Source organism: Cyanobium sp. LEGE 06143, assembly GCF_015207535.1.
Classification (GTDB): Bacteria; Cyanobacteriota; Cyanobacteriia; order PCC-6307; family Cyanobiaceae; genus NIES-981.
In genome coordinates, this window is sequence record NZ_JADEWP010000064.1 from 1 (window position 1) to 12,091 (window position 12,091).

Annotated in this window: 12 protein-coding genes and 1 tRNA gene; 7 read left to right on the forward strand and 6 right to left on the reverse strand. The window is 68.2% G+C overall.

Annotated features, from left to right (window positions below; all coding sequences use genetic code 11):
- Positions 1 to 126: NAD(P)H-quinone oxidoreductase subunit O (gene ndhO / locus IQ216_RS06315; RefSeq protein WP_193814801.1), on the forward strand; the 126-nt coding region annotated here is incomplete at its 5' end.
- A gap of 2 nt (positions 127 to 128) precedes the next feature.
- On the opposite strand, the gene IQ216_RS06320 is transcribed toward ndhO, so the two are convergent.
- Both IQ216_RS06320 and IQ216_RS06325 read right to left on the reverse strand, forming a co-directional pair.
- A complete protein-coding gene (locus IQ216_RS06320; RefSeq protein ID WP_370566637.1) occupies positions 129 to 773 on the reverse strand; it encodes a DnaJ domain-containing protein in 645 nt (214 codons plus the stop codon).
- 228 nt (positions 774 to 1,001) lie between these two features.
- A complete protein-coding gene (locus IQ216_RS06325) occupies positions 1,002 to 2,447 on the reverse strand; it encodes an iron uptake porin (protein ID WP_193814802.1) in 1,446 nt (481 codons plus the stop codon).
- Between the two features lie 638 nt (positions 2,448 to 3,085).
- Between IQ216_RS06325 and IQ216_RS06330 the strand changes: the two genes are divergently transcribed.
- On the forward strand, positions 3,086 to 3,784 hold the full coding sequence (locus IQ216_RS06330; RefSeq protein WP_370566638.1) for an aspartyl/asparaginyl beta-hydroxylase domain-containing protein: 699 nt from the start codon (positions 3,086 to 3,088) through the stop codon (positions 3,782 to 3,784).
- Positions 3,785 to 3,848: 64 nt separating this feature from the next.
- Here IQ216_RS06330 and psbD read toward each other — a convergent pair whose 3' ends face one another.
- Positions 3,849 to 4,904: a photosystem II D2 protein (photosystem q(a) protein) gene (gene psbD / locus IQ216_RS06335; RefSeq protein ID WP_186698428.1), complete on the reverse strand. Its 1,056-nt coding sequence runs from the start codon at positions 4,902 to 4,904 to the stop codon at positions 3,849 to 3,851.
- A 173-nt stretch (positions 4,905 to 5,077) separates the two neighbouring features.
- Between psbD and IQ216_RS06340 the strand changes: the two genes are divergently transcribed.
- From IQ216_RS06340 to IQ216_RS06355, 4 genes are all read left to right on the forward strand, one after another.
- Positions 5,078 to 5,341 carry a hypothetical protein gene (locus IQ216_RS06340; RefSeq protein ID WP_186698426.1) on the forward strand — a complete coding sequence of 88 codons (264 nt, stop codon included), beginning with the start codon at positions 5,078 to 5,080 and terminating at the stop codon, positions 5,339 to 5,341.
- Between the two features lie 38 nt (positions 5,342 to 5,379).
- Positions 5,380 to 6,090, forward strand: a complete 711-nt coding sequence (locus tag IQ216_RS06345) for an ABC transporter ATP-binding protein (protein WP_193814804.1) — start codon at positions 5,380 to 5,382, stop codon at positions 6,088 to 6,090.
- Between the two features lie 44 nt (positions 6,091 to 6,134).
- A tRNA-Asn gene (locus tag IQ216_RS06350) sits at positions 6,135 to 6,206 on the forward strand.
- A 371-nt stretch (positions 6,207 to 6,577) separates the two neighbouring features.
- Complete coding sequence (locus IQ216_RS06355; RefSeq protein ID WP_193814805.1) at positions 6,578 to 7,345, forward strand: response regulator transcription factor; 768 nt, start codon at positions 6,578 to 6,580, stop codon at positions 7,343 to 7,345.
- 12 nt (positions 7,346 to 7,357) lie between these two features.
- Here the strand turns inward: IQ216_RS06355 and IQ216_RS06360 are convergent, their stop codons facing one another.
- From IQ216_RS06360 to IQ216_RS06370, 3 genes are read right to left on the reverse strand one after another with little or no spacing between them, the layout of a single operon-like run.
- Positions 7,358 to 8,332: a DNA polymerase III subunit delta' gene (locus tag IQ216_RS06360; RefSeq protein WP_193814806.1), complete on the reverse strand. Its 975-nt coding sequence runs from the start codon at positions 8,330 to 8,332 to the stop codon at positions 7,358 to 7,360.
- A complete protein-coding gene (gene tmk, locus IQ216_RS06365) occupies positions 8,329 to 8,976 on the reverse strand; it encodes a dTMP kinase (RefSeq protein WP_193814807.1) in 648 nt (215 codons plus the stop codon). Before tmk ends, IQ216_RS06360 begins: the two co-directional genes overlap by 4 nt.
- A complete protein-coding gene (locus IQ216_RS06370; RefSeq protein WP_370566639.1) occupies positions 8,973 to 11,435 on the reverse strand; it encodes a heavy metal translocating P-type ATPase in 2,463 nt (820 codons plus the stop codon). The genes tmk and IQ216_RS06370 overlap by 4 nt, the downstream gene beginning before the upstream one ends.
- A gap of 129 nt (positions 11,436 to 11,564) precedes the next feature.
- Between IQ216_RS06370 and IQ216_RS06375 the strand changes: the two genes are divergently transcribed.
- Complete coding sequence (locus tag IQ216_RS06375; RefSeq protein WP_193814808.1) at positions 11,565 to 12,086, forward strand: photosystem I assembly protein Ycf3; 522 nt, start codon at positions 11,565 to 11,567, stop codon at positions 12,084 to 12,086.
- The last annotated feature ends 5 nt before the right edge of the window (positions 12,087 to 12,091 follow it).

Genomic DNA, 12,091 nt, shown 5'->3' on the forward strand with positions numbered 1-12,091 from the left:
GCCTACATCCTCAAAGGGCCTGGCGAAGTGCTGGTGGTGAAGGGGGACTATGCCCAACTGCGCTGGCATCGTCCCGTTCCCGATGTGTGGCTGCCCATCGCCGTCCTGGAGGCGTTCCCAGGCTGATCTCAGGCCATCAGCTGCAGTCGATCCTGCTTCAGCTGGCGCCGACGTGCGCCGGCCTTGCGGAGCAGTTCACGGCCATCGCGCAAGTAGGAATCCACATACCCCATCGTGTAGCGCTCCAGGTCCAGCAGGGCGTCCTTCACCAGGCTGAGGCAGTGGTAGAGGTCCAGGCAGAAGCCCTGCAGAACCTGAGGACAGGCCTGCGAGCGGTAAAGGCTCTCGACCCTGGCCAGGCGCGCCTGACTCAGCTCCAGGAAGGCGCAGAAGGCCTCCATCAGGCGGTCGTCGTAGGGGTCAGCAGCCAGGGCCCGCAGCTGGGCTGGAAACGGGTTGATCACCTGGCCCAGCAGACGGTCGATGGGCCCGTACACCTGCTGCAACCAGATTCGCACCGCAGCCTCATGGTCTGCTGCCCTGGGAGAGGCTCCTGGCCTGGGGGTTGCGGGAGCGGGTGAGGCGCCCCCGCTGCCGCCACGGCTGGACTGTCGGCGGTCATGGCGGCGGCGGCGCTCGCGATCGCCCAGCACCTCCCAGGCGGCGTTGATGGCCAGGATCGTGGTGGCATCCCCGCCAGCATCGGGGTGATACCGCTTGACCAGGGCGCGGTAGGCCGCCTTGATCTCAGCGCCACTGGCCTGGGGGGACACACCCAGCACCGCATAGGGATCAGCCTGAGGCAGGAGACACCTCCTTCCGCACCAGCTCACGTCCCGGGCAACCTAGGAGGCCAGGCTCCGTGGATCGGGCCAAAAAAAAACCCGGCCAAAGGCCGGGGAGAGCAGAGGAACAACGGTGTGAAGAGTGGTTCCTGAATGGAATGAGGACGAAGGGCCTGGAAAAGGTGTGAGGAGCCAGGCCCGGTTCCGATCAGACGATCAGAACTTGAAGGTGGTCTTGATCAGACCGCCGTAGGTGTCGTCGGCGCCGCTGTTCTCGATCCAGAAGAAGGCGGGGGTCACGCTGATGTTGTCGGTGACCTGGAACTTGTACCACAGCTCGTAAGCCAGGGTCTCTTCTCCGCCGTCGGCCCAGATGCCGCCGGTGCAAGCAGCGGTGGTGCCGCACTTGCCATCGCCGATCTGGCCGGCGCTACCCACGGCCATGCCGAGGGCGTTGCCCTTGATGAACATGTCGGTCCACTGGAGGCCCACCATCCAGCTCCAGGAGTCGCTGTCGGTGTCGCCGAAGGTGTCAGTGCTGGGGGAATCAGACCAACCACCACCGGCGCTGATCGAGGGCACCCAACCGGAATCGGAGGGTTGCCAGTAGCCGCTCAGACCAACGTTGCTGTTGCTGAACCCGAAGAAGTCAGCATAGGTGTAGGCCAGGGCTGCGCCCCAGTTTTCACCCGTGTAGCCGAACTGGGCGGTGACGGTGTAGTCCTCACCGATGCCGATGGTGGAGTTTTCAGCGGCGTCCTCGTTGGACACGAAGTTGGCGCTGATGCTGAAGCCATCCTTCTGCCACCAGGCACCGACACCGGCGCCGAGGTTCAGGTTGTAGGTCGCCCGGGCACCGGCATAGGTGAACAGGTCGAGGATGGTGTCAGCGGGGTAGGCGCTGGGCCACACGGCCAGCATGTCGTCCTGACGGACCTTGGCACCGGCGGTGACGGTGAAGGACTCGCCGACGGGGAACTGGTAGAAGAGGCGGTTGATGCCGACGGAATCAGCACCGCTCTCTTCCTGGAAGGCCACTTCCAGGGCCGTGTTGCCATTGCCGAACACGGAGTCGCCGAAGTTGCCGGCGCGCAGGGTGGTGCGCAGCAGGTCCTTACCGGTGAAGCTGGTGTCGAAGTTCAGGCGAACGTCGTAGTTCGCGGTGACATTGTCGCCGAAGCCGGTTTCGCCAGCGCCGCCGAGGGTCATCGTGGCGATACCCGTCAGCTTGGTGGTGGTGGAGAACTGGTTGGCCTCCAGCTCACCCACCTTGGCCTCGAGGCCGTCGACGCGGCCCTTGAGGATGGCGAGTTCCTTCTCGAACTCGGCCATCAGGCGCTTGAGCTCGTCGGTCACCTCGGTGACGCGGTCGAGGCAGGCGTTCAGCAGCGCAGCAGCTTCAAAACGGGTCATGGCCCGCTGGCCGCGGTAGGTGCCGTCGGGATAGCCGGCGACGCAGCCGTAGCGCTCGATCAGGTTGGAGAGAGCCTGGTAGGCCCAATCCGTGGGTTGCACGTCCGAGAACTGGGAGATGCTGGTGACTTGCTCCTGGGAGGCGTACTGGTCGACGCCGTCGAAGTTGAGCTCAGAAGCAGTGGCGGCCACAGGGGCCAGCAGTCCGAGTGCCGCGGGGGCAACCAGCAGTTTCTGGAAAAGTTTCATGGGATCCTCACACAAAATGGGCGCAATGCGCCGCAACGCCATGGTGACCATCCCCCCGGCCCATGGCACCACCCCATGTGCCAGCGGTCACAATGGCCCCACCAGGAACGGCTGCCAAAACGATGCCCCCACAGCCCAGGCAAACCTGGACGGTGGGGGCTCTCGCCGGGTCCGCGGCTGCGGAACCGTTTGATCAGGGTTGAGGCGCCGTAATCAGGCGGCGTTCTCCGCGATCAGCAGACCCTTGGTGAAACAACTGGAACTCACGGGCACCTCCTCCTTTGGGGGATGACGCCAGCCGGCGACGTGTTCGGCCCCCCGTCAAAAGACCGGCGGCCACGGCACTGCTGACAGAACGGACAAACCATAGCGAGGACGAGGGCTCAGCCCCCTGCCATGGCTGCGAAATCGGCCTGACCGCTCAGGCAGCCGCCGATAGGGTGCTCAGCAGGCACATGCGGCGGCAGGACGATCGGGTGCGACAGACGAGCCCAGGGAACACACGACCGGCTCAACGCGGAGCGGCAGCCCCTGGGCCAAAGCCCTGGAGCCATTGGCGCCGGCGCCAATGGACCTTCCCGGCGCGCTCCCGCAAAGCGCGGCTGCGGCGCGGCCTGCACGACGCCCTCGAACGCCTGGTGAGCTGGGCCTCCATCCATGGCGACGTGCCGGTGTTCGATGCCGGCCGCTTCGCCTGGATCGACACCGTGGAGGGGCAGTGGCTGGGCGTGCGGCAGGAGCTGGAGCAGGTGATGCGCCACCGCGAGGCGATGCCCAACTTCCAGCAGATCCTGCCCCAGGTGGGCAAGATCCAGAAAGACGACCAGTGGAAGACCTTCTTTCTCAAGGGCGTGGGCATGGATTGCCGCGACAACGCCCGTCGCTGCCCCCAGACCATGGCCCTGCTGGAGCAGATCCCCCACTGCAGCACCGCCTTCTTTTCGATTCTCTCGCCGCACAAGCAGATCCCCCCCCACCGCGGCGCCTGGGCGGGAGTGCTGCGGCTGCATCTGGCGCTGATCGTGCCCGAGCCCAGAGAGCGCTGCCGCATCCGCATCGCCGATGAGCTGCATCTCTGGGAGGAGGGCCGCTGCCTGGTGTTTGACGACACCTACAACCATCAGGTGTGGAATGACACCGAGGGCTACCGGGTTGTGCTGTTCGTGGACTTCGCCAGGCCGTTGCGCTGGCCCGTGAGCCTGTTCAATCACTGGTTGCTGAGCCTGGCGGCCCTGGCGCCGTTTCTGCGCGAAGCCAACCAGAACCAGCAGGCCGCCGAGCAGAGCTTTCGCCGCTCCCTGGGACACCGCCCTGGCACTGGCGATCCTGGCCGGTAACGGTTGCCCATGAAAAAGGCGCCCCCGAAGGGACGCTGCTGGAACGGCAGAGGCCGAACCAGGCTCAGAGAGCGTTGCCGCGGGGCAGTACCTCTTCAGGGAAGACGAAGTTTTCATGCGGCTGGTCAGCCGGCGCCATCCAGGCGCGGATGCCTTCATTCAGAAGAATGTTCTTCGTGTAGAAGGTCTCGAACTCGGGGTCCTCAGCGGCGCGGATCTCCTGCGACACGAAGTCGTAGGCCCGCAGGTTCAGCGCCAGGCCGATGATGCCGATGCTGCTGGTCCACAGACCCATCACCGGCACGAACAGCATGAAGAAGTGCAGCCAGCGCTTGTTGGAGAAGGCGATCCCGAAGATCTGGCTCCAGAAGCGGTTGGCCGTCACCATCGAGTAGGTCTCCTCTTCCTGGGTGGGCTCGAACGCCTTGAAGGTGTTCGACTGCTCCCCGTCCTCGAACAGGGTGTTCTCCACCGTGGCGCCGTGGATGGCGCAGAGCAGGGCACCGCCCAGGATCCCGGCCACACCCATCATGTGGAAGGGGTTGAGGGTCCAGTTGTGGAAGCCCTGCAGGAACAGCAGGAAGCGGAAGATGGCGGCCACGCCGAAGCTGGGTGCAAAGAACCAGCTGCTCTGGCCCAGGGGGTACATCAGGAAGACACTGACGAACACCGCGATCGGGCCCGAGAAGGCGATGGCGTTGTAGGGGCGGATGCCCACCAGGCGGGCGATCTCGAACTGACGCAGCATGAAGCCGATCAGGGAGAAGGCACCGTGCAGGGCCACGAAGGGCCAGAGGCCGCCGAGCTGCACCCAGCGCACGAAGTCGCCCTGGGCCTCAGGGCCCCAGAGCAGCAGCAGGCTGTGGCCCATGGCGTCAGCGGGGGTGCTGACGGCGGCGGTGAGGAAGTTGCAGCCCTCGAGATAGGAGCTGGCAATCCCGTGGGTGTACCAGGAGGTGGCGAAGGTGGTGCCGGTGAGCCAGCCGCCCAGGGCCAGGTAGGCCGTGGGGAACAAGAGCAGACCAGACCACCCAACAAAGACAAAGCGGTCGCGCTTGAGCCAGTCATCGAGGACGTCGAACCATCCCCGCTGCGGCAAGCGTCCTGCAGCGATCGTCATGAGAAGCGTGCTTCATGAAGCGTTACAACAGGATCCTAAGGGGCGGAGACCCGAACTGCGCCTCATGGGGGCAGGTTTTGGGTACAACCACCTAGGCCCCTTCCCTCAGGTGCTCCACTCGGCCGCGGCTCCCGCCGCCAAAGGCCAGAGTGGTCGACAGTGCCCCATCAGCCATGTACGTCGTCGAGCTCTCCATCAAGCTCAGCCCCATGCCCGTTGCGGTGCAGCGCAAGGACCTCGCCGACGCCCAGAGCCTCTACGACACGGTGCGCCAGAGCCTTGAAGGCCATGGTCCCAGGATTCTGGAACTCACCTGCGAAAAGGAACCTGACAAGAAGGTGAGCCTGCTGACCAGCGAGGTGGTGGCGGTTCAGGTCTATGAGAAGTCGGCCAGCGCCAGCAGCGGCAAGCGTCCGGGCTTCAGCTTCGAGGGCTGAACAGAGCGCCATGCTCGCTTGCCTGCCCCCGGGCTGCCATGTCTGAAGCCCTGCTTTCAGCCGAGGCGCCGCCGCTCACGGTGGAGCGCCTCAGCTTTTCCTGGCCCAATGGCCAGGCCGCGCTGCGGCACTGCGCCCTGCAGATCCCCCGGCCCGGCCTGTGGATGCTGGTGGGCAGCAACGGCAGTGGCAAGAGCACCCTGCTGCGCCTGATCGCCGGCCTGCTCGAACCGCGTTCCGGGGCCATCACCAGCCTGGCGCGTCCAGCCCTGGTGTTCCAGAACCCCGATCACCAGTTGCTGCTGCCCAGCTGTGGCAGTGAGCTGCTGCTGTCGATCGATCCTGGGCTGCAGCGCTCCGAGCGGGAGGCCAGGCTCCAGCAGGTGCTGGGGGCCGTGGGGCTGCCCGGCCTGGCGGCGCGGCCGATTCACACCCTCAGTGGCGGCCAGAAGCAGCGCCTGGCGATCGCGGCGGCCCTGGCCAGCGGCGCCAACCTGCTGCTGCTCGATGAGCCCACCGCCCTGCTCGATCCCGACAGCCAGCAGGAGGTGCTGGGGCTGATCCGCCGACTCACCGAGGACGCCCGGCGCGGCCTGACGGCCCTGTGGATCACCCATCGGCTTGAGGAACTGCGCTACTGCGACGGCGCCGCCTTGATGGAGTGCGGCCACGCAGGCCCCTGGCAGCCAGGCAACGAGCTGGCGCAGCGGCTGGGCAGCCCCTTGCAGGGGGGCAAGCCCGAGGGGTAAGGTCTCTGGGCCGGTGACGCCGGCCGAACCCTGGTGGTTCGCCTTCCTCGGTAGCTCAGTGGTAGAGCGGTCGGCTGTTAACCGATTGGTCGCAGGTTCGAATCCCGCCCGGGGAGCTTGACTCAGCCAACTGGGGTGGCCGCTCGCCCACGCCTGAACGACTCGCCTGTTGTCGAGCCGTGAGCCGCTGAGGAGACCACTGTTTCGCCCTGCATGCCAGAAAACTGCCGGGGTTACAACGAAGATTTCCTAAGAAATCCTGAAGAAAGCGATCCTGACTGGGCCCAATCGTGGCCCAGAACCCAGGCCTGCACTGGAAACGACCCAGATAGCCCCGGCGTGAAGGGTGGGGCCGCCAGCGGCTGATCGCCCCATCCACGAATCCAGCGAGGACAATGAAGCCGCTGCCGACCTGTTCTGAGCCGCCAGGCCCAGGCCCAAAGGCGATCACAGCTCCCGTTGTTCCCTGCTTCGCCCTTCATCAGCCATGAAGCCCTGCATCCTGCTGATCGAGGACGACGGCGACATGCGCGACCTGGTAGCCGGACACCTTGAGCACGGCGGCTTCGATGTGCAGAAGGCCGAAGACGGCATCAAGGGCCAGGCCCTGGCCCTGCAGTACGCCCCGGATCTTGTGCTGCTCGACCTGATGCTGCCCAAGGTGGATGGCCTCACCCTGTGTCAGCGGCTGCGCCGCGACGAGCGCACGGCCCGTATCCCGATCCTGATGCTCACCGCCCTGGCGGACACCAAGGACAAGGTGAGCGGCTTCAACTCCGGCGCCGACGACTACCTCACCAAGCCCTTCGATCTTGAGGAGCTCACCGTGCGGGTGAAGGCGCTGCTGCGCCGCAGCGAGAACGCGCCCCTCTCCACCAAGCACAACGAGATCCTCAGCTACGGACCCATCACCCTGGTGCCGGAGCGGTTCGAGGCCATCTGGTTTGACCAGGCCGTGCGCCTGACCCATCTGGAGTTCGAACTGCTGCACTGCCTGCTGCAGCGGCACGGCCAGACGGTGTCGCCCTCCCTGATCCTCAAGGAGGTGTGGGGCTATGAGCCCGACGACGACATCGAGACCATCCGTGTGCACGTGCGCCACCTGCGCACCAAGCTGGAACCCGACCCCCGCAAGCCGCGCTTCATCAAGACGGTGTACGGGGCCGGCTACTGCCTGGAGCTGCCCAACGACGACCAGCTGGCCCAGCTCCCCTCCCCGGTGGAGCAATCACGGGCGGCTGTCCAAGCCAGCTAGGACCCGAGGCCGTCACCGAGCGTCCGCGAGCTCGAGCAGGGCCACTTCCCAGGCCAGGCGGGGCTGCACATGGCCCACCAGCTGCCGTCTCAGCTGTTCCAGGCGCTGCACAGGCCAGGACTGATGCCGCTGGCGCCACAACAGCAGCTGCCACCACTGCAGCAGCCAGAGTTGCTGGTCAGTGTCGAGGGCCTCGCTCAGATCCCTGGCCAGCCCCAGGGCTTCGAGGGGATCGGCGCGGTGGGGCAGGGCCGCCAGGCGTTCCGTCAGCCCCGGCGGCAGGGCCTGCCACTGCAGCCGGTGGGCCATCAGGGCCCCCGGCGATCCGGCCGCCAGCTCCAGCAGTTCCGCCGAGTCGGGTCTTGGGGGCTCGGGTTCAGCCGCCAGCACCCTGGCCAGGCCCGCTGCATCCAGGCGAGCGAAGCGGATCTGCTGGCAGCGCGAGCGGATCGTGCTGAGCAGCTGCTCCGGCGCGGCACTGAGCAGCACCAGCCGGCCCCGGCCCGGTTCCTCCAGGGTCTTGAGCAGGGCGTTGGCCGCGGCCTCGGCCATCGCCTCGGCACAGCTGAGCACCACCATGCAGCCCGGGGCCTCCATGGGAGAGCGGGCCAGGAAGCGGGAGAGGTCCCTGATCTGCTCCAGGCGCAGCTGGGGCGGCTGGCGGCGGCTGACGCCCCGCTCCAGGGCCTGGGACGCCGGCACCAGCTGGCCCTTGTCGAGGTAAGTGGGCTCAACCCAGAGCAGGTCGGGATGATTGCCGGCCTCCAGGCGGCGGCGCACGCCGGCGGACCCTTCGGGCCCGGCGATCATGCCCTCCAGAAAGCGCCGTGCCACCAGGCCTCTGCCCACCCCTTCGGGCCCACTGAACAGGTAGGCCGGAGCCAGATGACCACGGCCCAGGGCGGCCTCCAGCAGGGCCACCGCCCGCTCCTGGCCATGCACATCGGCGAACAGGCTGGTCTTGGAGGTGGCAGTCGAGTGGTTCATGGCGGGGTGGCCAGCTCCCGCAGGGCCTGGCAGCAGGCCTCTGTGACCAGCTGGGGCGGGGCCGTGGCATCGATGCGCCGCCAGCCCGGCTGACGCGCCTGCTCGGCAAAGCCCCGGGCCACCCGCTCCAGGAACAGGGGACCCTCCGCCTCGATCCGATCGGCAGGCCGTGGCCCCCGGCGCCGCAGCGACTCCGCCAGGGGCAGATCGAGCCAGAGGGTGAGATCGGGCCGCAGGCCGCCGGTGGCCACCCGCTCCAGCGCCGTGATCAGGGCCAGGTCCAGGCCGCGGCCATTGCCCTGGTAGGCGGCCGTGGAGGCGCTGAAACGATCGCTGAGCACCCAGTCGCCAGCGGCCAGGGCCGGTCTGATCGTCTGCTCCACGTGCTGGGCCCGATCAGCCGCGTAGAGCAGCAGCTCCGCCGTGCTCACCGGAGCCGCCTCCCCGGGGGGATGCAGCAGCAGCTGGCGCAGGGCCTGACCCAGGGGCGTGCCGCCGGGTTCGCGGGTGACCTGCAGGCTGCGGCCCTCGGGCAGACAACCGCGCCCCTCCCCCTCCAGCCAGCCCGCCAGGGCCTGCAGCTGGGTGCTCTTGCCGCAGCCATCGATGCCCTCCAGCACCACGAAGCGGCCTGGGCCGCTCATGGGGTCGATGGGGCCGGACGCTCCAGCTGCGGCCCCGGTACGGCCACGGCCTCAGGGCCAGCAGCCTCGGAGGGGAGGCCTGGGGGAGCACAGGCCTGCAGCCGGAGGGCATTCAGCCCCAGGGCATTCAGCACCACCGTGATCGAGCTCAGGGCCATCAGCAGGGCCGCCAGGGGAGGGTTCAGCAGCAGCCCCCGGCTCGGCAACAGCACACCGGCGGCGATCGGCAGCACAATCAAGTTGTAGCCAAAGGCCCAGCAGAGGTTCTGGCGCACCTTGGCCATGGTGCGTTCGGCCAGCTCCAGGGCCTGCGGTATGCCATCGAGCCGCTCCCCCAGCAGCACCAGGGCCGCCGTGTCCTGAGCCACGCTGGTGCCTGTGCCCACGGCCACCCCCAGGTCGGCGGCCGCCAGGGCCGGGGCGTCATTGATGCCATCCCCCACCATCGCGACCGGGCCTCCGCTGGCCTGCAGGGCCTCGATGGCGGCCAGTTTCTGTTCAGGGGTCTGCTGCCAGGCCAGCTCCTGAGGGGCCAGGCCGAGGCTGGCGCCCAGGCGTCGCACCGGTTCGGCCCGATCCCCGCTCAACAGGCCCAGGCGCAGGCCTCGCTGCCGCAGGGCCGCCAGCACCGAAGCGGCCTCCGGCCGGCAGGGGTCCTCAACCGCGATCAATCCCAGCAGGCTCTGACCACTGGCCAGGGCCAGCACGCTGGCCCCCTGCCGCTCAAGCTGGTCGCGGCGCTGGCTGGCCTCGGCCAGGCTGGGCTGGCTGGCTCCTGGCAGCACCCAGTCAAGCCGCCCGAGCCGGAAGCGCACGCCTGCGATCACCCCCTCCACGCCGGAGCCAGCACAGGTGGCTGCGCTCTGCAGCGGAAGCAGGGGCAACTGGCGCCTCTCGGCCTGCTGCAGCAGCGCAAAGGCGAGGGGGTGACGGGTGCTGGCCTCGAGGCTGGCCGCCCACTGCAGCAGCTGGTCTGCCGCGGCCAGCGGCGAATCAGGCCCGGCCTGGAGCCCGGACGCGGGCGACTCCGGAGCCAGCACCAGCACAGCACTCACCAGGGGGCGACCGCGGGTGAGGGTGCCGGTCTTGTCGAAGAGAACCGTGCGCAGCCGCGAGGCGGTTTCGATCGCATCGCCACCACGGAAAAGCAGGCCCCGCCGGGCAGCCACCCCCGTGCCCACGGCGATGGCCGTGGGGGTGGCCAGGCCCAGAGCGCAGGGACAAGCCACCACCAGCACGGCGATGGCGAGCTCCAGGGCCAGCGAAAAGGGTGTGCTGGCCCCCGCGCCCAGCAGGCCGTGGGGACCGTGGACAGCGTGGATGGCGCCCTGCGCGCCGGCGGGCTGCAGCACCTGGGGCCAGAGCTCGGTGCCCCACTGCCACCAGAACAGGAACGTGGCCAGGGCCAGGGCCAGCACCACCAGGGTGAAGCGGCCCGCCACCCGATCGGCCAGCGCCTGGATCGGAGCCTTGCGGGCCATCGCCCGCTCCACCAGCTGAACGATCCGGGCCACGGCGCTCTCGGATCCCGGGCGGCGCACCTCCAGCAGCAGTGGCCCCTGCAGGTTCAGGCAGCCAGCCCCCAGCTCGGCCCCTGGCTGCACCATCTGGGGGAGGGGCTCGCCCGTGAGCCCGGACACATCCAGGGACGACTCGCCCTCGAGCACCGTGGCATCGACGGGCAGCCGATCCCCCGGCAGCAGGCGGATGCGGTCGCCGGAGCGCAGGCCCCCGACACGGACCTGTCGCGCCGGACCGTCATCGATCACCAGCAGGGCCGTATCGGGCTGAAGCGCCGCCAGTTGCTGGAGGGCCTCACCGGTGCGGTAGCGGGCCCGCTCCTCCAGAAAGCGGCCCAGCAGCACAAAGCCCAGCAGCATCACGGGCTCGTTGAAGAAGCAGGGCAGGCCAGTGGACGGCCAGAGCAGGCCCACCAGGCTGGCCAGGTAGGCACTGATCACGCCGAGGCCCACGAGGGTGTCCATCGAGGGCAGCCCGGCCAGGGCGGAGCGGGCTCCGGCGATGAGGATGCCGCGGCCTGGTCCGGCCAGAGCCAGGCTGGCCACCACGGCATGGGGCCAATAGGAGCCGGGCTGGGGAGCCAGATGGCCGAGTGCTGACAGCAGCAGCAGCCCCAGGGCCGCCAGCAGCTGCCGCCAGCGGCTCCACCAGCCCTGCTGCTGCCTGCGGCCGGCCAGCGAGAGGTCCTGGCCAGAACCCTCCCGTAGCCGGGCCTCGAAACCCAGGGCCGCCAGGGCCTCCTGCAGCCCGGACACGCTGGCCTGGGGGCCGCGGGCGCTGGCCGGGCTGGGCTCGAGATCCACCCAGGCGGTGCGGGTGAGCAGGCTGACGCTGGCGTGACGCACCTCGGGCTGGGCCAGCAGACGCCGTTCCACCGCCCGCACGCAGCCGCCGCACTTCATGCCTTCGATCTCCAGCAAGAGGGGCTCGGGCAACAGTGGAGGCAGGGGCGCAGCCAGACCCGGTGCAGACAACTGTGATCAGGCTAGGCCGCACGATCGGGCCTGGCCGATCCGCCGCCGCCAGATCGGCCAGGATGGAGCCACTCGAAGCTCGCTGACCCGCCGGTGCCCCGCTCCCAACGCAACGACAACTTCATCGACAAGAGCTTCACGGTGATGGCCGACCTGATCCTCAAGGTGCTGCCCACGAACCGCCGCGCCAAGGAGGCCTTCGCGTACTACCGCGACGGCATGAGCGCCCAGGCCGATGGGGAGTACGCCGAGGCCCTCGAGAACTACGAGGAGGCCCTCAGCCTGGAGGACGACCCCAACGACAAGGCCTTCATCCTCTACAATATGGCCCTCGTGTTCGCCTCCAACGGTGAGCACCAGAAGGCGCTCGACTTCTACGGCCAGGCGCTGGACCTCAACAGCAAGATGCCCCAGGTGCTCAACAACATGGCGGTGATCCATCACCACCTGGGCTCGATCGCCGAGGAGAAGGGCGATGCGGATGAGTCAGACCGCTGCTACGACCTGGCCGCCGAGTGCTGGGCCAAGGCGATCCGCATGGCCCCCAACAACTACATCGAGGCCCAGAACTGGTTGAAAACCGGCGGCCGCGGCAGCGTGGACGTCTACTTCTGAGGTTC

What these genes read in the sequence shown, in the direction of transcription:
- IQ216_RS06325 (WP_193814802.1), bottom strand. Translation starts at nt 2,447, where the DNA reads ATGAAACTTTTCCAGAAACTGCTGGTTGCCCCCGCGGCACTCGGACTG.
- psbD (WP_186698428.1), bottom strand. Translation starts at nt 4,904, where the DNA reads ATGACGATCGCTGCAGGACGCTTGCCGCAGCGGGGATGGTTCGACGTC.
- IQ216_RS06340 (WP_186698426.1), top strand. Translation starts at nt 5,078, where the DNA reads ATGTACGTCGTCGAGCTCTCCATCAAGCTCAGCCCCATGCCCGTTGCG.
- IQ216_RS06345 (WP_193814804.1), top strand. Translation starts at nt 5,380, where the DNA reads ATGTCTGAAGCCCTGCTTTCAGCCGAGGCGCCGCCGCTCACGGTGGAG.
- IQ216_RS06355 (WP_193814805.1), top strand. Translation starts at nt 6,578, where the DNA reads ATGAAGCCCTGCATCCTGCTGATCGAGGACGACGGCGACATGCGCGAC.
- IQ216_RS06360 (WP_193814806.1), bottom strand. Translation starts at nt 8,332, where the DNA reads ATGAACCACTCGACTGCCACCTCCAAGACCAGCCTGTTCGCCGATGTG.
- tmk (WP_193814807.1), bottom strand. Translation starts at nt 8,976, where the DNA reads ATGAGCGGCCCAGGCCGCTTCGTGGTGCTGGAGGGCATCGATGGCTGC.